This window comes from Ruegeria sp. CDSC079, assembly GCF_059610505.1.
The window spans coordinates 143757-168315 of record NZ_JBXWNT010000002.1 but is presented as its reverse complement, the minus strand read 5'-3'; the positions used below and the strand labels follow the sequence as shown (position 1 = coordinate 168315).

At 56.5% G+C, this 24559-nt stretch carries 25 protein-coding genes and 1 pseudogene; 9 read left to right on the top strand and 17 right to left on the bottom strand.

The window, feature by feature from the left end:
* Positions 1 to 359 precede the first annotated feature (359 nt).
* From AC2FIC_RS04115 to AC2FIC_RS04080, 8 genes are all read right to left on the bottom strand, one after another.
* Complete coding sequence (locus AC2FIC_RS04115) at positions 360 to 1274, bottom strand: TRAP transporter large permease (protein ID WP_496692014.1); 915 nt, start codon at positions 1272 to 1274, stop codon at positions 360 to 362.
* Positions 1275 to 1732: 458 nt separating this feature from the next.
* Complete coding sequence (uxuA, locus tag AC2FIC_RS04110) at positions 1733 to 2968, bottom strand: mannonate dehydratase (RefSeq protein WP_496692013.1); 1236 nt, start codon at positions 2966 to 2968, stop codon at positions 1733 to 1735.
* 31 nt (positions 2969 to 2999) lie between these two features.
* A complete protein-coding gene (locus AC2FIC_RS04105) occupies positions 3000 to 3920 on the bottom strand; it encodes a sugar kinase (protein ID WP_271952738.1) in 921 nt (306 codons plus the stop codon).
* A gap of 5 nt (positions 3921 to 3925) precedes the next feature.
* Positions 3926 to 4237, bottom strand: coding sequence for a cupin domain-containing protein (locus tag AC2FIC_RS04100; protein WP_142640366.1), 312 nt, complete (start codon positions 4235 to 4237; stop codon positions 3926 to 3928).
* Between the two features lie 18 nt (positions 4238 to 4255).
* A complete protein-coding gene (locus tag AC2FIC_RS04095) occupies positions 4256 to 4999 on the bottom strand; it encodes an SDR family NAD(P)-dependent oxidoreductase (RefSeq protein ID WP_271952733.1) in 744 nt (247 codons plus the stop codon).
* A 96-nt stretch (positions 5000 to 5095) separates the two neighbouring features.
* Positions 5096 to 6406 (bottom strand): TRAP transporter large permease, encoded by a 1311-nt coding sequence (locus tag AC2FIC_RS04090; protein ID WP_271952730.1) that lies wholly within the window; start codon positions 6404 to 6406, stop codon positions 5096 to 5098.
* Positions 6403 to 6897 (bottom strand): TRAP transporter small permease, encoded by a 495-nt coding sequence (locus AC2FIC_RS04085; protein WP_142640369.1) that lies wholly within the window; start codon positions 6895 to 6897, stop codon positions 6403 to 6405. The genes AC2FIC_RS04090 and AC2FIC_RS04085 overlap by 4 nt, the downstream gene beginning before the upstream one ends.
* 93 nt (positions 6898 to 6990) lie before the next feature.
* The gene (locus AC2FIC_RS04080; RefSeq protein WP_496692012.1) at positions 6991 to 7974 is read right to left on the bottom strand and encodes a TRAP transporter substrate-binding protein; all 984 of its coding nucleotides are present in this window, start codon (positions 7972 to 7974) and stop codon (positions 6991 to 6993) included.
* A 350-nt stretch (positions 7975 to 8324) separates the two neighbouring features.
* Between AC2FIC_RS04080 and AC2FIC_RS04075 the strand changes: the two genes are divergently transcribed.
* The 3 genes and pseudogenes from AC2FIC_RS04075 (at position 8325) to AC2FIC_RS04065 (ending at position 11223) form a co-directional block, all read left to right on the top strand.
* The gene (locus tag AC2FIC_RS04075; protein ID WP_496692011.1) at positions 8325 to 8996 is read left to right on the top strand and encodes a GntR family transcriptional regulator; all 672 of its coding nucleotides are present in this window, start codon (positions 8325 to 8327) and stop codon (positions 8994 to 8996) included.
* A gap of 466 nt (positions 8997 to 9462) precedes the next feature.
* Positions 9463 to 10352, top strand: a pseudogene (locus AC2FIC_RS04070) (IS3 family transposase); the annotation flags it as partial.
* Between the two features lie 325 nt (positions 10353 to 10677).
* The gene (locus AC2FIC_RS04065) at positions 10678 to 11223 is read left to right on the top strand and encodes a GNAT family N-acetyltransferase (RefSeq protein ID WP_496692010.1); all 546 of its coding nucleotides are present in this window, start codon (positions 10678 to 10680) and stop codon (positions 11221 to 11223) included.
* Between the two features lie 106 nt (positions 11224 to 11329).
* On the opposite strand, the gene ureG is transcribed toward AC2FIC_RS04065, so the two are convergent.
* Genes ureG through AC2FIC_RS04025 form a run of 8 tightly spaced genes read right to left on the bottom strand, consistent with a single transcriptional unit; the run spans position 11330 to position 16379 of the window.
* Entirely contained in the window at positions 11330 to 11941 is a 612-nt protein-coding gene (gene ureG, locus AC2FIC_RS04060; RefSeq protein ID WP_142639053.1) for an urease accessory protein UreG, read from the bottom strand.
* Positions 11938 to 12582, bottom strand: a complete 645-nt coding sequence (locus AC2FIC_RS04055; protein WP_142639055.1) for an urease accessory protein UreF — start codon at positions 12580 to 12582, stop codon at positions 11938 to 11940. Before AC2FIC_RS04055 ends, ureG begins: the two co-directional genes overlap by 4 nt.
* Positions 12566 to 13045, bottom strand: a complete 480-nt coding sequence (locus tag AC2FIC_RS04050) for an urease accessory protein UreE (RefSeq protein ID WP_496692009.1) — start codon at positions 13043 to 13045, stop codon at positions 12566 to 12568. Before AC2FIC_RS04050 ends, AC2FIC_RS04055 begins: the two co-directional genes overlap by 17 nt.
* 6 nt (positions 13046 to 13051) lie before the next feature.
* Positions 13052 to 14764, bottom strand: a complete 1713-nt coding sequence (gene ureC, locus AC2FIC_RS04045; RefSeq protein ID WP_496692008.1) for an urease subunit alpha — start codon at positions 14762 to 14764, stop codon at positions 13052 to 13054.
* Positions 14764 to 15069: an urease subunit beta gene (locus AC2FIC_RS04040; protein ID WP_142639060.1), complete on the bottom strand. Its 306-nt coding sequence runs from the start codon at positions 15067 to 15069 to the stop codon at positions 14764 to 14766. Before AC2FIC_RS04040 ends, ureC begins: the two co-directional genes overlap by 1 nt.
* Complete coding sequence (locus tag AC2FIC_RS04035) at positions 15066 to 15236, bottom strand: hypothetical protein (RefSeq protein ID WP_282022498.1); 171 nt, start codon at positions 15234 to 15236, stop codon at positions 15066 to 15068. The genes AC2FIC_RS04040 and AC2FIC_RS04035 overlap by 4 nt, the downstream gene beginning before the upstream one ends.
* Positions 15237 to 15245: 9 nt before the next feature.
* Positions 15246 to 15548: an urease subunit gamma gene (locus tag AC2FIC_RS04030; protein ID WP_282022497.1), complete on the bottom strand. Its 303-nt coding sequence runs from the start codon at positions 15546 to 15548 to the stop codon at positions 15246 to 15248.
* Between the two features lie 3 nt (positions 15549 to 15551).
* Entirely contained in the window at positions 15552 to 16379 is an 828-nt protein-coding gene (locus AC2FIC_RS04025) for an urease accessory protein UreD (protein WP_496692007.1), read from the bottom strand.
* 281 nt (positions 16380 to 16660) lie between these two features.
* On the opposite strand from AC2FIC_RS04025, the gene AC2FIC_RS04020 reads away from it, so the two are divergent.
* The 6 genes from AC2FIC_RS04020 to urtE all read left to right on the top strand — a co-directional run bounded on the left by AC2FIC_RS04020 (position 16661) and on the right by urtE (position 23352).
* Positions 16661 to 17038: a hypothetical protein gene (locus AC2FIC_RS04020; RefSeq protein WP_496692006.1), complete on the top strand. Its 378-nt coding sequence runs from the start codon at positions 16661 to 16663 to the stop codon at positions 17036 to 17038.
* Positions 17039 to 17339: 301 nt separating this feature from the next.
* Positions 17340 to 18614 carry an urea ABC transporter substrate-binding protein gene (gene urtA / locus AC2FIC_RS04015; protein WP_496692005.1) on the top strand — a complete coding sequence of 425 codons (1275 nt, stop codon included), beginning with the start codon at positions 17340 to 17342 and terminating at the stop codon, positions 18612 to 18614.
* 110 nt (positions 18615 to 18724) lie between these two features.
* Entirely contained in the window at positions 18725 to 20656 is a 1932-nt protein-coding gene (urtB, locus tag AC2FIC_RS04010) for an urea ABC transporter permease subunit UrtB (protein WP_496692072.1), read from the top strand.
* A gap of 2 nt (positions 20657 to 20658) precedes the next feature.
* Positions 20659 to 21918, top strand: a complete 1260-nt coding sequence (gene urtC, locus AC2FIC_RS04005; RefSeq protein WP_142639070.1) for an urea ABC transporter permease subunit UrtC — start codon at positions 20659 to 20661, stop codon at positions 21916 to 21918.
* Positions 21915 to 22655, top strand: coding sequence for an urea ABC transporter ATP-binding protein UrtD (gene urtD, locus AC2FIC_RS04000; RefSeq protein WP_496692004.1), 741 nt, complete (start codon positions 21915 to 21917; stop codon positions 22653 to 22655). The genes urtC and urtD overlap by 4 nt, the downstream gene beginning before the upstream one ends.
* The gene (urtE, locus tag AC2FIC_RS03995) at positions 22645 to 23352 is read left to right on the top strand and encodes an urea ABC transporter ATP-binding subunit UrtE (RefSeq protein ID WP_496692003.1); all 708 of its coding nucleotides are present in this window, start codon (positions 22645 to 22647) and stop codon (positions 23350 to 23352) included. Before urtD ends, urtE begins: the two co-directional genes overlap by 11 nt.
* A gap of 116 nt (positions 23353 to 23468) precedes the next feature.
* Here urtE and AC2FIC_RS03990 read toward each other — a convergent pair whose 3' ends face one another.
* Positions 23469 to 24101, bottom strand: a complete 633-nt coding sequence (locus tag AC2FIC_RS03990) for a tyrosine-type recombinase/integrase (protein ID WP_496692002.1) — start codon at positions 24099 to 24101, stop codon at positions 23469 to 23471.
* Positions 24102 to 24559 lie beyond the last annotated feature (458 nt).

Here is a 24559-nt window from a genome sequence, read left to right as displayed (position 1 = left end):
TAAAAACAGCTCCGGGTCGGGCCCGTTTGACAGCTTCTGTGACTGACAACGTTCGCTGTCAAAGCTATGCTACTTGGGAAATACGGGGAGAGAGTTCACTGTTTCCGACACTGATCCACAAAATGACGACCAGACCAAGAAAGGTGGAACGTCACTGACCTTTGACTCAATTGACAGCCAAAACCTCAATGAGTCGGAGGATCACGTCATTCAATTCTGACCTAAACGTCGGGCATTTCTGACCCAGAAAGTATACGGTTAGTGTCTCAAACGAGCCCTAGCCATGGGGTCAAATCCTATTGAGATATGGCGTTAAGGATGAAAAGGGTAATACTCAAGGAGTTTCATGAACGCGTTGTTTAGCCGCCGAACCCCGCCGCCTCGGGAAGCCACGTGGACAAAGGTGGGAATGCAAAGACGAGGATCAGGCCCAGCAGCATTAGCGCTGCATATGGCAAGGCGCCGCGAATGACCTCGTACAAAGGGGCTTTGGCAATGCCCTTGATGACGAAGAGATTCATCCCCACGGGAGGTGTGATCAGCGCAAGTTCGAGGTTGATCATTAGCAGGATGCCGTACCAAATTGGATCGATCCCCAATGCCAGCATGACAGGAAAAACGATTGGCGTCGTGATCAGGATGATCGAGATGGTCTCCAAAAACATACCCAGCACCAGAATGAGCAGCATAACAGCTACGACAAACATGGCGGGGCTGAGGCCCATTGCCGTCACTTGTTCGACGATCTCTATGGGCAGGCGAATAATGGTTACGGCGTGACCAAACAGCGCCGCAGCAGCCAGGATCATGAACAGCATCGCCGTTGTGCGTACAGTCTCAAACGCAGTCACCCAAAGGTCGTTCAGACCGAAATTGCGGTAAACAACTACGCTGATGAACAGCGCGTAAAGGCAGCCAATAGAAGCTGCTTCAGTGGCAGTAAATACTCCGAGGTAGATCCCGCCCAAAACCACCGGTGGCATCAACAAAGCCCAGATCGACTGTCTCATACGTGACCAAATAACGCCCATACCTGCAAATGGTTGAGAGACAACTGTGCCCCCAAACCCAGCGCTGACCATCGCCCAAACCGCGAATATGACAGCCATCATGATACCCGGCACCAACCCGGCTAGGAAAAGAGCTCCGATCGAGGCCTCGGTTACAATGGCATAGAGAATAAGAGGCCCAGAGGGAGGAATTAGAATCCCGAGCATACCGCCCGCTGCAATCACACCGTAGGAATAGCTGGGGCTGTAGTTGAAGCGCTTCATCTGCGGGATAGCGGTCGAGCCAATAGTTAAGTGCTGTGGCTACAGACGAACCGGAAATGGCTGCGAATATGGTGCAGGAGAGGATCGTGGCGACCCCAAGTCCACCACGCAAATGGCCGACCATTGCATTTGCTGCATCGTAAAGGTCCTTAATTTGCCCAATAGCAGCCCTTGATCGTGTATGCAGAGAACGTCAGCGATGAACCCATTTTGTGAGTCCGGTTTTCATGCTGCGTGCGCTCGCGGCGTGGGAAATGCTGCGGTAGCGTAAAGTATGGTGCTGTCGGGCAGCGGGAAAAGCCGCCATTCATGCAGAGTGCAGCAAGGATCAGGGACTGAATTTACGCACTGCGGACAAAGCGGACTTCTGCCGATTGGTTACTATCGTCTTCTGATCACAAACTGGTATCATCAAGCCCAGCAAAAGGTCTGATCTGTCCGGAGGAGCAGACGCTCGCTTAAATGCCGCGAATATTGGCATCGGACCCAGGTGAAATCAAAGTGCAACCGTGCATAACACCGCGCAGTTCGGCGAGGCCGCGCATTCTGCCTATGAGCGGGTAGCCGGGCTGGGAAGGACGAGCGAGATCGTTCAGCAAAGCGTGGCCATGGTCCGGGCGCATGGGAATCTCATAATCTGATCGCCCCTGATTGCGGCGCCGCGTTTCTTCGACCATCAAGGCGCGAATTGTTGCAACCATATCTGTGTCTCCGGCCAAATGTTCGGACTCGGAAAAACTATGGCGATTGCGGTCGCTTGAACCGTCCCGCACGGTATTGCGAAGATGTACAAAGTGGATCCGATGGCCGTGCTGAGCAATGAAGGATACTGGGTCGAAGTCTTCGGCAACACCCAATGACCCGGTGCATAGCGTTGCTCCGTTTGCCGGGCTGTCAACGGCATCCAACACGGTCGCGTAATCACTTTGCGACGACATGACCCGTGGAAGCCCAAGCAGTGGAAAAGGTGGGTCATCCGGATGGCAACAGAGCCGGACGCCGAGGCCTTCGGCCGTTGGAACAACCTCGGAAAGGAAATCAACCAGGTTGGAGCGGAGGGTTTCGGGCGTCATGCCAACATATGCGTCGAGGTTTCGTTTCACGTCCTCAAGAGACCAATTGTCGTTCGCCCCCGGCAAACCAGCGACGATATTGTTCGACAGTTTCAGGCGATCTCCATCACCCAGATCTGCAAACCGGACCCGTGCGGCTTCTATGATCACCGCTGAATAATCTTGCTCCGCGCGTTGCCTGCATAGGATGAAACAATCGAACATGACAAAATCCAAGAGATCAAACCGCATTGCGTGCCCACCATGTGGCAGCGGATGGCTCAGGTCTGTGCGCGTCCAATCCAGCACTGGCATGAAGTTGTAGCAGACTGTGTGAATGCCACATTCGGCCAAATTACGTAGGCTTTCCTTGTACATTTCAAGGTGTTGCCTTACCGGGCCGGTTTGCGATTTGATCGCTTCGGACACCGGAACGCTTTCAACAACGTCCCAGGTCAATCCAGATGGAACGCCTCCGGGCTGCTCAATCTGTTGCTGCCGCTCTTTGATGTGCTCGACTGACCAAACCTCTCCTGTTGGAACATGGTGCAAGGCTGAGACGATGCCGGTTGCACCGGTTTGCCTGATTTCGCCAATGGAGATCGCATCAGAAGGACCAAACCAGCGCCAAGTCTGTTTCATGATCTTGCTACTCCTTGATCAAGACGTATCACTAACCCGTCTCATCCTTACCAAGATCTAAGTTAACCGGGACGAGTGCGCCTTTGTGACGGACGACATGGCCTGCCAGACGACACCCCTTGCGTATGCCTGTTGCCAAATCATCCTGCCTAACAACGCTTACCAAGACACCTGCATTGAAACTGTCCCCTGCCGCAGTGGTATCGACAATGCCCCTCGCTGGATCAACGCCTACCTCTCCACGTTGACCTGCTTTTTGAAAAACCACAGGCTGCGCGCTGTTCTTGACGACAATCTGATCGACACCAGCCTTTGCATACCGATCCAGCGTCGCAATTGAATCGCCGTCCCCGAACCATACGGCTTCGTCATCATAAGATGGCAGAACGATATCGGATTGCGCAGCAGCTTTCATAACTGTGTCTGTCATTTCCTGCGGCGTAGACCAAAGCTGTGGTCTTAGATTTGTATCAAAGGCAACAGTCGTTCCGGATGCACGTGCACGACGCAACGCATCGAACAGCATTTCGCGTGATTGTGGATCGAGAATAGCGAGGGTTATTCCAGAAAAGTAGATTAAGTCTGCGCCCTTAACTGCCCGCCCGAGTGCAATCTCGTCGACCGCAAGTTGCCTGGCGGCAGAGTCGCTGCGCCAGTATGAAAAACTGCGCTCACCATTGCTGAGATGGATGAGATATAGCCCAATCGTTTTGCCCGCAATGACTTGGACGTGCGTGTCGGATATCCTGCTGTCTTTCATGAACGCCCGCAGATCCTGCGAAATCGCATCATCTCCGACAGCCGTCAGATAGTTGACGTCGATATCTGCGGCGATTTGTGCAAGATACCATGCTGTATTGAAGGTATCGCCCGCAAAACCAAGCTTGAATTCACCAAACCGTTCAGATGGGGCAAGTTCTGCCATGCATTCGCCGATTGCTAGTACACGCATATCAGTTACAGAAAATCATCGCGGCGGGGCGTGAAACTGTCGACCAATGTCCCAGGTTCCAGGCATGTGCAGCCATGGGTTTGGCCGGGCGGGATGACAAAACTTTCACCGGGGCCAAACTCTTGTTCGTGCTCACCCAACGTAAACCGAAATCGACCGCTTTCGACATAGGTCGCCTGCACATGCGGATGGCTGTGCAGGGCACCAATCGCCCCGGTCGCGTGAAACCGGAAGGCAACAACCATGAGGTCAGGATGATCAGATAGCACCTGCCGCGTGACATGTTCACCTGTAGAGACGATCGGGAAATTGGGCACAGGTTCTCTCCTTGCTTGTTAGGAAAACAGCATGCCACCGTTGAGATCAATGTTTGCGCCCGTGATGAAGGCACTGTCCTCGCAGGCCAGAAATAAAACGAGATTTGCAGCGTCATCGACATGACCCTGACGCTTTAGCGGTGCGTTGGCTTCAAAGCCGCGTCGACCAGCATCAGGTGTATGAACATTGTGAAAATCGGTATCGATCATGCCAGGACAAAGTGCATTCACACGAATGTCTGGGCCGACCTCTTTTGCCAAACCGCGTGTCATGGTCATGACCGCGCCCTTGGCTGTGGCATAGGCGACGGCACCCGGTCCACCACCATCGCGCCCGGCCTGACTGGCGAGATTGACGATAGTTCCAGACGTCATCCTGGACAGGCAAGCCTGCGTCATCAGGAATGTGCTGGTCAGATTCAGGCTCATCACGGCGTCCCAATGTTCAACAGACATTTCCGCAATGGTTTTGCGGGCGATCAGACCGCCTGCATTATTGACCAGAATATCGACGCCGCCAAAGGTTTCGACCGTGCGATACACAAGCGCGTCAACATCCGCCTTCTTGTTCAGGTCGCCCTGCACGGCAATCGCCTTACCGCCGTTGGCTTCGATTGCGGCAACAGCTTCATCCGCGCCGTTTGAGCTGGAAAAATAGTTGATCGCAACATTTGCGCCTTCAGAGGCGAGTTTGATCGCAACCGCGCGGCCAATATCACGGCCTCCTCCGGTTACAATGGCGGTTTTACCTGCAAGTTTCATGTCGGTCCTTCCTATTACAAAGCGCCAGCTTCGCTTGTGTCACGGGTTTCAGTTGGCGGCCCTCTCAGAGCGCTCACAGCGCAAGTTGAGACGCCATTATCGGAACGCCCCCGGCATAACTGCCTTTGGGAGCCACAGAATGATTTCGGGGAATGCCGCCAACAGAATGAGGATGACCAGCATTGGGGCAAGGATAAGCACGACCTCACGCAGGACTTGCACAACATTCAGGCCGCCAATTGCCGCTGAGATCAGCAGGCACAAGCCGTAGGGCGGCGTCACCAGCCCGAAGGCAAGCGAAACGATACCGATGATGGCAAATGCGATTGGATCGACCCCACCCGCCTGTGCCACCGGCATCAGAACCGTGCCAAGAATGATGATTGTCGGGATTGCATCGATGAACAGGCCAAAGAGAAGAAACAGAAGGGCAATCAAGATAGCCGTTCCAAATGCCCCGAACTCCCAAGCAGTCAGAACGCTGACAATCAGGCGCGGCGCATCGTAGAACGACAGTAGCCATCCGAATGCCGAGGCGGTGCCGATCGCAAACAGAGAGATGGCTGCAAATCGTGCGGTGTCATAGAGGATCGTACCCAAATCTCTGACAGTGACCGTCCGATAGACAAACATACCCAAGATCAGCGCATAACCCGCCGCAATGATTGCACTTTCAGTTGGCGTGACAAGACCACCTACAATACCGCCAATCACAAAGACCGGTGTCAAAAGGGCCAGTGCGGCGCCTTTCCAAGCGGCCCAGAATTCACCCCAGTTCGGCGTCGCCGTCACCGGGTAATTGCGGGCTTTTGCGAAACCATAGACCGTAGCCATCAAGGCGAGGCCAATCATCAGGCCCGGAATCGCGCCGCCCAAAAACAATGCGCCGACAGAGACCTGCATGACACCGCCCCAAACGATCATCAAAATCGACGGCGGGATGATGACCCCCATCACCGAAGAGCAGGCCGTGATAGCAACGGCAAACCGCGTGTCGTACCCCTCTTTCTGCATGGCTGGGATCAGGATTTTTCCGATACCCGCCGCATCTGCTGTGGAAGATCCGGAGATACCAGCGAACAGCATCGACACAGCGACATTTACATGACCCAATCCGCCGGGCATCCAGCCGGTTAGCACACGGGCCAGTTCGATCAGCCGGTCGGTTACTTTGCCGGAATTCATCAGGTTGGCCGCCAGTAGAAAGAATGGAACGGCCAATAAGATGAAGGAGTTATAGGATTGGAACATCCGATCCAGCACGATGAACGGGGTCAGCCGCAGCTCAAGCAACACAACCGGGAGGGTCGCCAAACCCAATGCGAATGCCACTGGGATGCGGATGAAAATCAGCACCAGAAAGCCAGCAATAAGCATCGTGGCGGCAGTTGCAGTATCGAGGATCATGTCTGGCTGCTCTCTCGGTTTAGATATTTCGCGATGGTTTCGGACAACCGGTAGCCTGACAGGAGAAACCAAAACCCTCCGGCAATCGGGACCGAGATGTGCGTAATCGCAAGATTTGCACGCATCATTACCGACCGCTGTTTGCCCCCAAATTCGGTGTATTCGATGCCGTAAAACAGGAAGAACGCCCCAAAAATCATGATGGCAACGTGAACGATGCCGTCTTGGAACAAACGTGGCAGCGGTCTCATTGCGTTGCGGGTAATTCGAACGTCAAAATGGGTGCCGTCCCAAACAGCGACAATAGACCCGATCATCACGATCCAGACGAACAGGAACGTCGCCAGCTCTTCAGTCCAAAGATAAGTTGGGATCAAACCGGTGTAGCGAGAGACAACTTGCATCGCGACCGGTATCGCCAATGCCCCCATCATCACGCCAAGCAATATACGAAGCCCAGTGCAGAACCTATCCAGATATTTTCCAAGCATGTTCCACCCTACATCGCAATGTGACGCGCCAAGCGCATCGGGATTTATGCCAACGGGCGAGTTTGATTACTTACTCGCCCGTCAGCTGGGAGATCACATTCCGCGAACGTTGTTGAGCAGTTCTGTCGCGCCCAGCTCTTCGGCATAGGCGTCCTGCACTGGCTGAACCAGTTCCAGCATTTTCTCGCGACCCTCGAACTCATGCACTTCGATCTGACCTGCGTCGATCATTGCCTGAAGTTTTTCGCCGTCCTGACCGCTCTCCAACGCGCGGCCAAAAGCACCGGCCTCGGTGCCGGCATCCATGATAGCGGCTTGCAACTCAGCAGGCAGTTCATCGAAGATTTTTGCTGACATCACAATTGGGCGCACCGTGATCGTGTGCTGGGTCAATGAGACATGCGGCGCAACTTCGTAGAACTTCAGGTTCTGGATCGAGGCCGCTTCATTCTCAAATCCGGCAATGACGCCTGTTTGGATTGCGTTATAGACTTCGTTGTAGGCAATGGCAGATGGTGCCGCTCCAACAGCTGAGAATGTCTGGGCCTGAATTGGGGCCCCCATGACGCGCATACGATGTCCCGCAAGCTCTTCCATGTTTGTGATGGGCTCAGCAGAGGCGAGATTCCGTACACCACCGCCGTGATACCCGACGATCACGATACCTGCAGCTTCGCGCAGATCGTCCTCAAGGGGTTTCAGCGCATCCGACGAAAGGACCGCATCCCAGTGTTCAAGATCACGGAACAGGAAAGGCATATCCATCAAAGGAATGGACTCTGAAAACACCGCCATGTTGGACGGGGCAAGGATCGTATAATCTACGGCGACACCTTGGTTGAGGTAGGTGACGTAATCGGATTCAACCCCAAGCTCACCATTCAGGCGCAGATCAAATTCGACCTCGCCATCATATTTCTCTGCGACCAGTCGTTCAAACTCGCGCAAGGTCTTAGTGAATGCATGTTCTTCATCAAACATGCTTGCCCCGCGCAGTGTGACATCAGCTTGCGCGGTCGAAACCCCGCCCAACAAAACAGCCGTCACAGCCAACGTCTTTAGTGAAAAATTGAACATTCTATCCTCCCAGATCAGGTTCAGGTCTTGTTTTCTTCCAGTCGTCTTTGACCGGCGATCGTGTTCGAAACCTTACAAGTGGTCACGCCAGATCAGCCTTCACCCCAATTTGGATGATCTGATTTCCTCCCAGCTAGCACACTTGCTCCGCCCTCGTTGATGGGCACACCCAACACGATAACTGGGATACTAGTCAACATAAATTTTCTAGATGCTCTTTAAATATGTGATATTTTCCTTTTATAACAATGAATATAATGTAACCTAGTATCCTAATTTGCTCTATTAATTCTCTCTCTGATCTGCCACAATGTCGCCAAACAGAGGTTGGAAAACAAAAAATGGCAGCTTTGGGAACCCTTGAACGTACGACAAGTAGCGATGTCGTCTTTGACGAACTGTTTGGACAAATCACCCGTCTGGAGCTGCTTCCAGGGACAAAGATATCCGAAACGGATGTTGCGAAATCATTCGGGTTTTCACGCCAGCCTGTGCGCGAGGCTTTCACGCGACTTTCCAACCTCAATCTCCTTTTGGTGCGGCCACAACGCGCGACAGTTGTTCGACCGTTCTCACGCCAGCTCATCGCGAATGCCCGCTTTGTGCGTGCCGCAGTCGAATTGGAGGTCATCCGCACTGCCGTGTCAGATCGCGACAAGTCGGTAGACGCGGCATTAAAAGCTAACCTTCGTGAACAGGCGGATGCAATCTCAGCAGAAGATGTCAATTTGTTCCATGATCTGGACTACCAGTTTCACAAACTGCTTTGCGCCTCGGCCAAACAGGCGTTTGCGTTTGAAATCATCGCCGAAAACAAAGCACAGGTTGACCGCCTTTGCATGCTGGCGTTAACCAGCAAAGAAGCAATGGATGATTTGTATCTGGATCATCAATCTCTTTTAAAGGCCCTGTTCAGCGGGGATGCGTGGGCGGCGGATCAAGTCCTTCGTACGCATCTTGACCGTTTGACGCCAACCATTCAGGCGATCTACACAACGCATAACGCATACTTTGATGAATAGGTGGCTAGATATCGGATGGCATTTCGCCTCATTGCCCTAGTCTAAATTCATACATATTAATATCGAGTAGTTTAAAAAAACCGCATGAACAAATTGCGGGTCAGCGGTTTTTCCCGCCTTTCACAGAAACTGATCCTGTCAACCACGCAAATGTTGCGGACTAGGGTATCTGCAACGCCAGCTTAACGCTTGGCAAAAGAAAGCAGCAAGGAGCTCTCAAATGTTTGATCTTGTTGTGGGGATCGCAGCGTCGACTGCCGTATTGGTGCGACCAAACATCTTTGGAATGTGCTGTTGAGCCTGACGCAAGTTCTATCGGGCTGCTAACCCAGCGCAATCAGCCTAATACTTACAATGAATGACCGCTATCGCTAGAGTGTTGGCCTTGTTCGCCACCGCAGCGAAAGTCCGATTTCCGCCCCTTGTGCCGAAAGCTATGTGTTGCAAATGGAGATAGCGGTGGCTTATCCCCCGCACCACATTCTACCGCTGGTATGATCGGTATCTGCAGCGCGGTGAGGCTGGTTTGCATGATCAATCACCAAAGCCAAATCATGTCTGGAACCGGGTGCCCACCGAAGTGAAGCGCAAGGTTGTGGATCTCGCTCTGAAAGAGACGGAGCTGTCGTCGCGCGAGCTGGCCGCCACGTTCACCGATCAAGAGCGCTATTTTGTGTCGGAATCTACAGTGTATCGCACGCTCAAGGCGCATGACCTGATCACCAGCCCTGCCATCATCGTGCTGAAAGCCGCGAATGCGTTTGAGCATAAGACAACAGCCATCAACCAGCTTTGGCAGACCAACTTTACCTATCTCAAGGTTCTGGGTCGGGGCTGGTTTTATCTCAGCACAATTCTGGACGATTACAGCCGCTACATCATCTCATGGAAGCTCTGCACGAACATGCGGGCTGAGGATGTGACAGAACCCTCGATTTAGCCTTGCAGGCCTCCGGATGTGATCAGGCCCATATCGTCCACAAACCAAGACTGCTCAGTGACAACGGCTCAAGTTATGTCTCTGGCGATTTGGCTGAATGGTTGAAGGACAAAGGCATGAAACACAGTCGTGGTGCGCCGTGTCATCCGCAGACCCAAGTTAAAATCGAACGATGGCATCAAACTTTGAAGAACCGCATCTTATTGGAAAACTACTTCCTGCCAGGTGATCTCGCGGCCCAGATCGAAGCCTTCGTCGATCACTACAACCATCAGCGATATCACGAGAGCCTAAACAACGTCACACCCGCCTATGTCTACTTCGGGCGTGACCAAGCCATTCTGGAATAACGAGAAAGGATCAAACGGAAGACGTTCGAAGCTCGGCGTTTGCATCACAGCCAGCGCGCAGCATAATCACACAAATCAGATGAGCCGAACACTCACTTAGTTTACGCCGCTCTTGGTTCCAAAAACTCTGACGACGGACACTCAATATGCGGAAAAGCTGATGGCACAGGAAACCGGCGGGAAAGACCCGGACCAACGCGACGGGTCCTGATCCCGGGTTTGCGTGCAAATTTGAAAAGGAATTGCAGGACCTCGCTCTTCCCAGAGTAAGCAGCAAAAGCAGCGGCGACGAAAAACATCAACAGGGACCGCCAATGCTTTTGGGCCAGCATCTTCACCTCCTCCCGAAGATGCTGGCCCAATCCAAGTCTGCAATCGGAGCGACAAGGCGATGGTCCATCTCGGACATCATCAAGACTTTGCCATTCGCCGACTCTATCCAGCCGACCAAAACGAGTTCTGCGAGCACTTTCGACGGCTCGACGCCGAAGCTCGGCGCGCGCGGTTCTGGTGGACTGTCAGCGACGAGAGTCTGACGACCTACGTTCAGAGCATTCCTCATTATGACAGCATTCTCTGTGGCGCGTTTGCAAAAGGGCGTCGGAGGGGCGTTGCCGAACTCCGCGGTGACGACCAGACCGGATCTACAAAGACGGAAGCCGCCTTTTCTGTCGAACCTGATTGGCAAAACATCGGAATTGGTGATGCGCTGTTCGAGCGCATTATCGCAATCGCGCGGAAGTGGGGCATCAGTTCAATTGAATTGATGTGCCTGCGAGAGAACCGCCGCATGAGGCATCTTGCAGCAAAGCACAATGCTCGGCTGTGCATCGATCAGGGCGTTGCTAAAGCCGTTTTGCATCCAAACTGGTCATCGCCCTCCTCCCAAGCCGCAGAAATCGTTGGTGAAGTCAGGGGATTTCGCTTGTTCATTTGAGTGGGGGGAGAAGCAAACGTCCCGAAACGTTGCGTTAGCACATACTCGAAAACTCTCAAAGTCCCGCAAAGTGGACCAAGCACCGTTCTTGCCGGCTAGGCTCTCATCAAATGCCCGAAAGAGATCTAAGGTGCGACACGACCTCGTCCGAACCGTGGCCGGCTTTCAGGCAGGCAAATACCACCGGCAGATCGCCCCGCATTCTCGCGGCGTCTCGGCGCATGACGTCCAAAGATGCCCCCACATGAGGGGCAAGGTCGGTTTTATTGATGACTAGGATGTCTGACCTGGTGATTGCGGGGCCACCCTTGCGTGGGATTTCCTCGCCTGCGGCCACGTCGATCACATAGATTGTCAGGTCCGCCAACTCCGGGCTGAAGGTGGCCGATAGGTTGTCGCCACCGGATTCGATCAGGACGACCTCTACGTCGGGGTGACGCAGCCGCATCTCGGCCACGGCAGCCAGGTTGATCGACGCGTCTTCGCGAATCGCCGTATGAGGACAGCCGCCGGTTTCCACTCCAATCACGCGATCCGAAGGCAGGATTTGCATGCGCATCAGAGCTTCGGCGTCTTCTTGTGTGTAGATGTCGTTGGTGATGACGCCGATCGAGTGATCGTCTTTCAAAAGTTCGGCAAGCCTCGCGGTCAGGGTCGTCTTTCCTGCACCGACCGGGCCGCCGATACCGATGCGCAAGGGGCCGTTGAGTTGTGTCATGATTGGAAGAGCCTCGGTTCAAGAGTTTCGTGGGCCATCGCGGAGATGTCTGAGAAAAAGGCATTGCCAAAAACGTCCGTGGTGTCCGCATTTCTCGTGTCTTCGGCGACCTGAAGGCAAAAGGGCTGCAAGTTCAGGATCACCCGTTGACCGGCCGTCTGCCCGATGGGGCTCAGGCGGATGGCCGAGGAGGTCAGGTTTGCGACAAAGGCCTGCAGATAGAGAACGGCAGTCGTATCGATATCCAGCTCTGCCAATCTAGCGGCGCGACCGACGGAAACGGGCAACAGCATGTCAGGCAGCGCCAAACCCCAGACAGCATTAACCGTCGCAACAAAGGCAGCGCCCTGCCTTTCAGCTTCGCGCAGACGCTCTTGAGCGGTGGCAAAGGATCGTGCTTTCGCGTCCATCTCCAATGGGTCGTCGGCAGCATAAGCCAGCCGCATCCAGATCGCATCAGCGCGACCTGAGCCATCACTCAGGCAATCTCTCAGCCAGTCTTCCAAACTGGTCGCGTCGGCAATCCAACCCTCGTTGATCGCTGTTTCAAGTCCGTGCGAATAGGCGAAGGCCCCCACTGGAAACGCGGGCGACAGCCATTGGGTCAGCGTCAGTAAGTGCGCATCAATGGGCGTGGGCATGGGCCGAGTGTCCGTGATCGTGCGCATGGGTGCGCCCGTGACCATAGGCGCCGCCTTCCGGAGTGAAGGGTTCGGTGACTTGGGTCACTGTGGCACCGAGGTAGCTCAGCATATGAGCGATGACGGGATCATCCTGGATCAAAAGGCGGGTCGCCTCGATCTGACAAGGTGTGTGGCGGTTGCCGATGTGCCAGGCGAGGCGGGGCAGGTCTTGCCCGGAAACGGCCAAGAGGTTTTCGGGTGCCGCCGTCACTTTAACCAGACGTCCATCGCCCAGTTCCAGCACGTCGCCATCGTTCAGAGATACGGTCTGTTCGAAGTCCGCGACAAAGGACCAGCCTTCGGTCGTTGTCAGTTTCTTTCGCCGGAAAAATCGGGCGTCGTAGGTCAACGCGCAGTCCGCTATCGCATTGTCTGATGTGCCAACGGGATGGAGCGTTTGTGCAAGTGGAAGATCGGTCATGGGGCCTCAATATAGAAAATACCGCTGCGCCATGGGCAGCTCGGTTGCAGGTTGGCAGGTCAGCAATTCGCCATCAGCCCGCACCTCATAGGTTTCGGGGTGCACTTCGACCTCGGGCATGGCGTCGTTCAGGACAAGATCCGCTTTGCCGATACCGCGCGTGTTCTCCACCGGCAAACTTGTCTTGGCCAATCCAAGCGCATCTCCCAGTCCTTCGGAGTGTGCCGCCTCGGAAACAAAGGTCACGGCATTGGCTTCCAGAGAGCGGCCAAAGGCCCCGAACATCGGGCGAGTATAGACCGGCTGCGGTGTCGGGATTGAAGCGTTTGGATCGCCCATCTGCGCACACACAATGCTGCCGCCCATAAGGATCATCTCAGGCTTCACACCGAAAAACGCCGGGTTCCATAGGACCAGATCGGCGCGTTTGCCTTCTTCGATCGAACCGATGTGCTTTGACAGCCCGTGTGCAATGGCCGGGTTGATCGTGTATTTCGCGATATAGCGACGGACGCGGAAATTGTCGTTGTCGCCGACCTCCTCGGCCAAGGCGCCCCGCTGTTTCTTCATCTTGTCAGCGGTTTGCCAGGTGCGAATGATCACTTCGCCCACACGCCCCATGGCCTGGCTGTCTGAAGCGATGATCGAGAACGCCCCCATGTCGTGCAGGATGTCTTCGGCGGCGATGGTCTCGCGCCGGATGCGGCTTTCGGCGAAAGCCACATCCTCTGGGATGGATTTGTCCAGGTGATGGCAGACCATCAGCATGTCCAGATGTTCGTCCACTGTATTGACCGTAAAAGGTCGGGTCGGGTTGGTCGACGACGGCAGAACATGGGCCTCGCCACAGATCTTGATGATGTCAGGGGCATGGCCGCCCCCTGCGCCTTCGGTGTGGAAGGCGTGGATGGTGCGGCCCTTTATGGCGGCGATGGTGTTTTCGACAAAGCCGGATTCGTTCAGCGTGTCGGTATGGATCATCACCTGAACGTCCATGTCGTCCGCCACAGATAGGCAACAGTCGATAGCGCCGGGCGTCGTGCCCCAATCCTCATGCAGCTTCAACGCGCAGGCACCGCCCTTGACCTGTTCCTCTAAAGCGGCGGGGAGCGACGCATTCCCCTTTCCCGCAAAGGCGAGGTTCATCGGAAACGCATCCGCCGCCTGCAGCATCCGCCCAATGTGCCACGGTCCCGGTGTGCAGGTCGTGGCCAGCGTGCCATGGGCCGGGCCAGTGCCGCCGCCCAGCATTGTGGTTAGACCAGAATACAGAGCATCCTCGATCTGTTGCGGGCAGATGAAATGAATGTGGCTGTCGAACCCACCGGCCGTCAGGATCTTGCCTTCGCCAGCGATGGCTTCAGTGCCAGGGCCGACGATGATGTCGACGCCGGGTTGTGTGTCTGGGTTGCCCGCCTTGCCGATCTTGTGGATCTTGCCGTCTTTCAAACCGACGTCCGCTTTGTAGATGCCGGTTGCGTCCACGATCAGCGCGTTGGTGATAACGGTATCCACCGCACCCTCGGCGCGCGTGGTCTGAGCCTGACCCATGCCGTCACGGATCACCTTGCCGCCACCGAATTTGACTTCTTCGCCGTAGGGACCTGTCAGGTCCTTTTCCACTTCAATGATCAGGTCAGTATCGGCCAGTCGCAACTTGTCGCCGGTGGTGGGGCCGAACATGGCGGCGTAGTCAGAGCGGGGGATTTGGGTGGGCATCAGAGATCTCCCATCACAAGCTGGTTGAACCCGAAGACACGCCGTGCGCCGCCAATCTGGATCAGTTGCACCTCGCGCCGTTGACCGGGTTCAAACCGCACGGCTGTCCCGGCTGCGATATCCAGACGCATGCCGCGTGCGGCGTCGCGGTCGAAATCGAGCGCCGCGTTGGCCTCGCCGAAATGGTAGTGTGATCCGACCTGCACTGGTCGGTCGCCCGTATTGGCGACCATTAGCGTGATCGGCTCCGCCCCTGCGTTCAGAGTGACCTCACCCTCCGCCGGAAAGAGTTCGCCGGGGATCATTGGCGTCTGCGGACACGGACCGCCTTGCGCTTGGCCAAAACAACCGCAGCGCCGATCAGCATCAAGGCGACGGGCACAGCCCAATCCCCCGAATGCCCATGTGGGAGGCTTGCGGGGTGGGCCAAGGCGGGCGAGGCCAGAAACAAGGCGGGAATAGCGTAACGCATGAGAGACTCCTATCGGATGGGATTGTGGACGGTGACCAGCTTGGTGCCGTCCGGAAAGGTGGCTTCGACCTGCACTTCGTGGATCATCTCGGGGATGCCTTCCATGCAGTCGTCGCGGGTGATGACCACGGCGCCTACCTCCATCATGTCGGCGACCGAGCGGCCATCGCGAGCGCCTTCGACGACCGTGTCGGTGATCAGCGCGATGGCCTCGGGGTGGTTCAGCTTGACGCCACGGGCAAGGCGCTTGCGGGCCACTTCGGCAGCCATGGCGATCAGCAGTTTGTCTTTTTCGCGGGGGCTGAGTTGCATGGATCAAAGGCTCCAGGATTTCGGCAGGGTGGTTTCGGTCAGGCGCTCCAGCACCGGCACCAGCCATTGGCGCAACAGATAGGAATCGGCAGCAAGAAGTCGGATGGTCAAAAGATCGGGCGCGACAAGGCTTGCGCCGCCGGTCTTTGGCAAAAGTTGTCGGACAATAGGCAAATGCGCCTCGGCACGCGGGCCGAAGTAAAGGGCGCTGGCAAGGGCGGTCATGCCGCCTGCGATGGCCGGACGGTCAAGACTGGCGCTGATTGATCCGGTCAGGTTGATGCGGTCCCAATAGATCGGGCGACCATCGTGGCGCAGGGTGATCCGGTCGCGAAAACTGCCCGAGATACGGGTTTCGCCCATGGCGCGGCGACCGAAGACGACGGGTTCGACCAGCACGGCCTCGGCTCCGTCGGTGACGTCCACGTCAAGGCGACGGTTGAGACAACCACCGTCAAACATGATCAACTCTTGCGGCAACCAATGCAGTACCGCGCCCTTGGCGACAGACAGGCGCGTGCTGACACACGCAGCGCCAGATGTGCTGCGATAGGCACGTTCTGCGGCTTGGGTTGTCAGGATCAGGCGGCTGTCCGGCCCGGCGCTGGCCGAAGCCTGAAACCGGTCGCCGCCTGTTAATCCGCCCGAAGTGTTCAGCACAATGGCTTCGACGGCATCCTTGCGACGCGGAAAAGCCACCTTGCTAGCGCCCGAGGTTCTGAAGCGGTCTATGCCCGTACGTCCGTCACGGCATTTGGTCGACAAGGTCATGGCACCGATGGATCTCGGGGCGGTGTTCGCCTCTCGTGATGCCAGATGTGGTTGACCCATGCGTCTGTCGCCCCCGGTACTCGACCCGCATGGTTCACCATGCACATTGGGGTGTGATCCACCGCTGCGCGCCGGGAAAAAGACCAATCCCGGAGTTCTGCCTATTTGCTGTGCGAAAGTGACCCCACTCGCCCAGAAGTTCAGCAATGATGAGATGCCGACACGGAAATGCCTGAATGACGTGTCGAACGGGTGACAGGGACTTCGTCTGTTAAGTGTGCGTTAGCCATAAGGCGGCAGAAAGCTTGATTGCTGACTTTTAGGTCGTTCATGATCGGATCATGAGCAGTTTGAAAACCTTTCTGGTCCTGCTTCTTATCCTACCGAAGCAAAGTCCGGCGGCAGATGATCCCCTGATGTCTTCATTCGCGGCATGTGCAGGACGGTTCTCGGCCGAGTTGGAACATGCCTGGCTTATGAATGATGACCGCACGGATCAGATCGCGCATCGCCGGGTGCAGTTCATCGACCTTCTGAACGCGACGGTGCCCGACGATCAACGACGTCATGCGCTTCACCTGCGTATCGGCGCCAAGATGGCGCATGCGCAATTGCTGACCGCCGCCAGCTTCTCACGCGATGCGGATCGCTCCAAATGGGCGGCGCGGCGTGCCCGGGCCGAGATCGACTATTGCACAGGATTCTTGCTTGAAAGCTGAAACGCCCAAAGATTTGGCGTTTCTTTCGCACAATAAAATGGCGAACCCGCGAAAGTCTGCGCAATTTTTGACGGATTGACGCCAGGGGCCGTTTTTCAACCCCCGCCGATCTCGCAGTCGCAGCAATTTCCATGGAACGACTTCTTCCGGGATCACACAAATCCCGTTGAACGTGCGATGGTGCTGGCCTTGCAATTCCAAAACACCACCGCACTCCGCAATTAGATTGCGTGGGGGGCATATGGGGGATCACACCCTTGAAAGCAACGCTTCCCCGCGCAGTGCCTGAAGGAAAACTGCGATGAAAAAGACACTTCTTAGTTCTGCTGCCGTCCTGGCCGCTTCGATGCTGCCGGCCATGGCGCAAGACTGCCCGATCAAGGTGGGAGTGCTGCACTCCCTGTCCGGAACCATGGCGATTTCAGAAACAACACTAAAAGACACGATGGAAATGCTGATCGAACAGCAAAACGCCAAAGGCGGCGTTCTGGGCTGCGAGTTGGAGGCCGTCGTGGTCGACCCGGCGTCGGACTGGCCGCTCTTTGCCGAAAAAGCGCGCGAGCTGATTTCGGTACACGAGGTTGACGTGATTTTCGGCAACTGGACATCCGTGTCGCGGAAATCGGTTCTACCTGTGATCGAAGAGTTGAACGGACTTCTGTTCTATCCGGTTCAATATGAAGGCGAGGAATCCTCAAAAAACGTCTTCTACACCGGCGCCGCCCCCAACCAGCAGGCAATCCCGGCGACGGATTACTTTCTGGAAGAACTTGGCGTTGAGAAATTCGCGCTTCTGGGCACCGACTATGTTTACCCCCGGACGACGAACAACATCCTGGAAAGCTATCTTCAGCAGAAGGGCATCGCCGAGGACGACATCTTCGTCAACTACACGCCCTTTGGTCATTCTGACTGGTCCAAGATCGTCTCGGATGTTGGGGCTCTTGGTGCGGACGGCAAGAAAGTCGGCGTGATTTCAACGATCAACGGCGACGCAAACGTGGGCTTCTACAAGGAACTCGCGGCTGCTGGCATCAGCGCCGACGACATTCCCGTTGTGGCCTTCTCGGTCGGCGAGGAAGAATTGTCGGGTCTCGACACCACCAACCTTGTTGGTCACCTCGCAGCCTGGAATTACTTCCAGTCAGCAGACACCGATGCCAACGCCGAATGGGTCGAGGCCTGGAAAGCCCGCATGGGCGACGAGCGTGTGACGAATGACCCGATGGAGGCGCATTACATCGGCTTCAACATGTGGGTGAATGCGGCGACCGAAGCAGGTACCACCGATGTCGATGCCGTGCGCACCGCCTTGTACGGGCAGGAATTCCCGAACCTGACTGGTGGCACCGCTGTCATGCTGCCGAACCACCACTTGGCCAAGCCGGTTCTGATCGGCGAGATCACCGAGGATGGTCAGTTCGACATCATCAGCCAGACGGAGGAAGTGCCGGGCGATGCCTGGACGGATTTCCTGCCGGAATCGGCGGTGCTGAAATCCGATTGGGCGGAACTCGATTGCGGGATGTACAACACCGAAACGTCGTCCTGCGTTCAGATCAAGTCGAACTACTAAGCATGGTGGGTTGAAAACCCACCCTACGGGTGCGGCGCATGTCGCCCCCAGAACGCCTTACGGGGGCTGAACTATCCATGTCGCTTATACGTCGGTTCAACATCGGTTTCATGTCGGTGCTTCTGTGCGCTCTTGCCTTGCCACTTTCGGCGCAGAACGCCGAGGCGCCGATCCAGCAACTTTTGCAAGAACATGGCGAAATCATCGCCAAATCCTCGCGCAAGACCATCGGTCCTGCCATCGACGCGCTTGCCGCCAGTGGTCTGGCCGAGGCCCAGGTCGTGCTGGAACGCTGGCAAAACAAAGAGATGTGGCGCGACAAGGACACCGGGCTTTTCGTCTATGGCGAAGCCTCGGGCAAGGAATTGACGGCGTTCGACTTTGCCGATGGCGCGGAACTTGGCACTTTCGTTGCCCGTGACTTCAAACAGTTGAAACCCAACAGCGGCATTCGCGGCATGATCGGCGCGGCCCTGGTGCAATTCCAACTATCAGGGTCCTTTGCCGAAAAGATGCAGGCCCTGAATGCGATCGAGCGTGACTCGGAGGTGTCCCACCTTGCGGCCCTGACCAAAGTTCTGCCCGACGAAACGGACCAGTCTGTGCAAAGTCGCATGGAACGCCTTCAGGGACTTTTGACAATCCGCTTCGGCGCGACCGACGAGGAGAGGATTGCTGCCATCCAGCGGTTTGACGGCGATCTTGGTGTCGATGTCCGGGCCGCATTGAACCCGCTTTTGGCCGTGGAGGTCGGGGCTTCGGCACAAGCACCCGAGGGCGATGACATCGCCCGCATCCTGACCGTCGGCAGCGACGACCTGCCGCGCGAGTCCGCTTATGACCTTCTGGTTGCCGCTGATCTGGCGAAACCCCGGATCAGCCGGTACGACAAGCGGAACGCGCTTTTGGCCAACATCTCGGAGGGATCGGTCGCGGGGGTTCAGGTGGCGACCCTGAACAGCGAAGACGCACGCGACCTTGCTTATGAAGCTTTGGCCGAACAGGGCGTGGTAGACCCTGTGGCCACCGAAGCCGAGGTGGATGAAACGCTGGCAGGCTTCACGTTCTACGAACGCTACAGCGGCTCGCCTTCAGTGGCCGTTGCCGCGGCGGCGGTGCTGACGGGCATCGAAAACAAGGTGGCATTCAACCAGGCATTTGACCTTGGCCTTGACGCCCTGTCGCTCGCTTCGATCTACTTTCTTGCCGCCATCGGTCTTGCTATCACCTTTGGCGTGATGCGCGTGATCAACATGGCCCATGGCGAGTTCATCATGATGGGCGCCTACACCGGCTACGTCGTCCAGCAGATCATCCCGGATTACACGATTTCCATTATCGTCGCCTTGCCGCTGGCCTTTGCCGTCACCTTCGGCGCAGGGGTCACGATGGAACGGCTAGTGATCCGCCACCTCTACCATCGCCCGCTGGAGACGCTTCTGGCGACTTTCGGGATTTCCATTGCCCTGCAACAGATCGCCAAGAACATTTTCGGCACGCAAGCGCGGCCCCTCACCTCGCCCGGCTGGCTGGACGGATCGCTGGTGTTCAATGACATCGTGTCGATCAGCTATATCCGGATCGCGATTTTCGTTTTGGCGCTTTTGTTCATGGCGCTATTCCTTTTCGTCATGAACCGCACTCGATTGGGGCTGGAAGTGCGGGCGGTGACGCAGAACCCCCGCATGGCGGCCTCGATGGGGATCAACCCCGACAGGATCAACATGCTGACCTTCGGCTTCGGCTCGGGTATTGCCGGGATTGCGGGTGTGGCGATTGGGCTTTACGCCAAAGTGACCAGCGAGATGGGCGCGGACTATATCGTGCAAAGCTTCATGACCGTGGTCGTGGGCGGCGTTGGCAACATCTGGGGCACGCTTCTGGGCGCGACCATGGTTGGCTCGCTGCAAAAAGGGATCGAATGGCTGAACCCCTCGAACACACTGGCCGCACAGACCTATATGATCCTCTTCATCATCCTCTTCATCCAATTCCGGCCGCGGGGGATCATCGCGCTTAAAGGCCGGGCGGCGGAGGCATGAGCATGGCGGAACTGACAGCAGGCCCTGTGCGTCGCACACCTTTCGTGGTGCGTTATCCGTCGGTGCTTATCTTTCTGGCCTGTTTGGGGCTGTTCACCCTGGGCGTGACGATCCTGTCCGAAGGGTTCGGTATCGGCGTCATCTCGACCAGTTTCGTCAAGACCCTGGGCAAGACCCTGTGCCTCTGCCTCGTCGCGCTGGCGATGGATCTGGTCTGGGGCTATTGCGGTATCCTCTCCCTTGGGCACATGGCCTTCTTCGGAATGGGCGGTTACGCGATAGGCATGTGGCTGATGTACGAGCGGACGCGTCTGATCGTCGTCGAGAGCCTCGCCGCCGGAGGGCTGCCGCCAACGCCCGAAGAGGTCTCCAGCGGGATCGCTGGCCAGATCTTCGGTGTCGTCGGAGCCTCAGAATTTCCGCCGATCTGGGCCTTTGCCCATTCTCTGCCGCTGCAACTGGCCGCCGTCGTACTGGCGCCGGGGCTTCTGGCGCTGGTCTTTGGCTGGCTGGCCTTCCGCAGCCGGGTGACAGGTGTGTACCTTTCGATCCTGACGCAGGCGATGACGCTGGCGCTGTCACTGTACCTGTTCCAAAACGACAGCGGATTGCGCGGCAACAACGGTCTGTCAGGCCTGCAGAACCTGCCGGGGTTGGAGAGCACTAGTCAGGCCATCGTTTCGGTCTGGTTCCTTTGGGCCTCGGCCCTGGCCCTGGGACTTGGATACGTGCTGGCGACTTGGATGGTATCGGGCAAGTTCGGCTCGGTCCTCAGGGGCATTCGGGACGACGAAGCGCGGGTGCGCTTCCTTGGCTATCCAGTCGAGGCGTTCAAGCTGTTTGTCTTCACCGTATCGGCCGTGCTCGCTGGCATTGCAGGCGCAATCTACTACCCACAGGCGGGCATCATCAACCCGGCGGAACTGGCGCCGATTGCCTCGATCTATCTGGCGGTCTGGGTGGCCATCGGCGGGCGTGGGCGATTGTACGGAGCCGTGATCGGCGCGGCTTTCGTCTCGCTCTTGTCGACCTGGTTTACCGGCGGGCAAGCCCCTGACCTGAACATCGCCGGGTATCGCATTCAATGGGTCGATTGGTGGACCGTCCTGTTGGGGCTGTCCTTCGTGGCGGTTACGCTTTTCGCACCGAAAGGCATTGGAGGGCTGTTCGACGCCTTGGCAGCGCGTCGCAACCCCAATCGGCATGGGCGCGACCTGGGGCCGGGCCACGGTTCTTTGAGAGAAAAGGAGGCAGATGCATGAGCGCGCTTTTTGAAGTCTCGGGCGTGTCGGTCAGCTTTGACGGGTTCAAGGCGCTGAACAACCTGTCGTTCAGCATTGACAGGGCCGAATTGCGGGCGGTCATCGGCCCGAACGGCGCGGGCAAGACCACCTTCATGGATGTGGTGACCGGTAAAACCCGGCCTGACGAGGGCCATGTGCTTTGGGGCGAACCGCCCGTGTCTTTGCTGGGCAAATCGGAAAGCAAGATCGCCATGGAAGGGGTCGGGCGCAAGTTCCAGCGACCCACGGTGTTTGAGGATCAGACGGTTCAAGACAACCTGATGATGGCGCTGAAAAAGTCGCGGTCGCCGCTGGCCGTGCTGCTGTTCAAACCCGAAACACCGGACTTTGCCCGGGTCGAAGAACTGGCGGATGTCATTGGGCTGGACGCGGTTCTGTCACGGAAATCTGGCGAGTTGTCCCACGGGCAAAAGCAATGGTTGGAGATCGGGATGCTCTTGGCACAGGAACCGAAGCTGTTGCTGGTGGACGAACCTGCGGCAGGCATGACGACCGCAGAACGTCAGAAGACCACGCAAATTCTGCGGGACGCGGCGAAGACCCGCGCTGTCGTCGTAGTGGAACACGACATGGATTTCGTGCGGCGTTTGGATTGCAAAGTGACCGTGCTGCACGAAGGCTCGGTTCTGGCCGAAGGCTCGATCGATCACGTCACCAAGAACCAGCAAGTCATCGAGGTGTACCTTGGCCGATAGTTTCCTCAGCATCCGCGATCTGACGCTGCACTATGGCGGCAGCCAAATTCTGAACGGCGTGGATTTCGACGCGGCCCAGGGCGAGGTCACCTGCGTGATGGGCACCAATGGCGTAGGCAAGACGTCGCTGTTAAAGGCGCTGGCGGGCACCCATCCCCGGTCGGGGGGCGACTATGATCTGGACGGCCAAAGCATCGGAAAGCTGAAGGCCTTTGACCTTGCGCGGAAGGGCGTTGCCTATGTGCCCCAGGGGCGCGAGATCTTTCCGTTTTTGACGGTGCAGGAAAACCTTGAGACGGGATTTGCCTGCCTGCCAAGTGGCGAACGCAAGGTGAAGGACGAGATTTTTGATCTGTTCCCCATTCTGAAGAAGTTCCTGCAACGGCGGGGCGGTGACCTTTCAGGCGGCCAGCAACAGCAACTGGCGATCGCGCGCGCGCTGGTGTCGAACCCGAAAGTGCTTCTTCTGGATGAACCGACCGAAGGTATCCAGCCGAACGTCATCCAGCAGATCGGCGGCACCATCCGCATTTTGAAGGAACGCGGGAACATCGCTATCGTCCTAGTCGAACAGTATCTGTCCTTCGCCTATGATCTTGGGGATGCCTTCGTCGTGATGGAGCGCGGTGCCGTCAAACTGAGCGCGCGAAAGCCGGAACTATCACTCGAAAAGCTGACCGCAAGCACGTCTTTGTAGTACGCAATGGCAGGGTGATCTGTATACTATTCTTCCCTTCATAACCGGTTTCGCCGCTTCAAGGCCGTAAGTCTGTTCCAAACCGGCGAACGGCAAGTGCCATTCACCGACGCGGGTCAGATTTCAATCTGCTCCGCAATAGTGAGAGCATCTTCCAACTCAACGCCAAGGTAACGCACTGTACTGTCAATCTTAGTGTGACCCAGCAAAAGCTGCACTGCACGGAGATTCCCTGTCTTACGGTAAATCTCCGCTGCTTTGGTTCGGCGGAGTGAATGGGTTCCGTAACCGCTCGGTTCCAATCCAATCGCTGTCACCCAATCCCGGACAAGCCGACCAAACTGACGCGTTGAGATATGGGGTCGCTCGAGGAAACGGCTCGGAAACATGAAGCTACAGCCCATCATCTTTGGCGACTTGACCCAAGCATGAACCGTATCCCGTGTGTTTTCCGTCAGTTCGAATTGTACTGGTTTCTTGGTTTTGCTCTGGACCACTGAAACCCGTTCTCGAGCACGATCATCTTTGACCAGATCGGTCACGGCAAGCCTAACCAAATCGCATCCACGCAGCTTGCTATCAATGGCGACGTTGAACAGCGCAAGATCGCGCAGATTTCCGGCGAGTTCGAGCCGAGCACAGATCGCCCAGACCTGCTTGGGAAACAAGGGGCGTTTCTGGCCGATGATCCGCCCCTTGTTCCATGCTCTGCGCTTTGGGGTGACTGCGGGAAGTTGAGCTCTAGGCATAATGTGCCCTCCAATCCGCCCTCCGCACCCAATCATCGGCACCGCGCCAACGAGGCACTTGTACAATCGAATCGGATGCCTGCTGTCCGAAGCCCACTCTACTTGAGTTCTCGGTGCAGGCATTGAACCGCTTTGAGTTCGTTGGCGGACATAGGTTGTGATGCACCCCAGAACGGAATCAAGGCGCGTCAGCCCCACCGTGGAAGCACCGGTCCGGTGGGCCGACGCTTGCACGGATTTTCACGGATCACTGCTTTAGTCTACATCCTGTGAATCCGGGCGCACATTCTTGCTATGCAATATTTGAATGGCCGAATTCAGCGCTGCGCCGTGACACAAGAATTTGTGCGTGCCCAGAATTTTCCGTGTTGCGAGCGCACGCAGCGAAAAAATCCAAGGTACAGGTTGGGCTCTGAGCGATGGTTCGCTACCCGTTGCCGGAATTCCCGCTGCCAGAC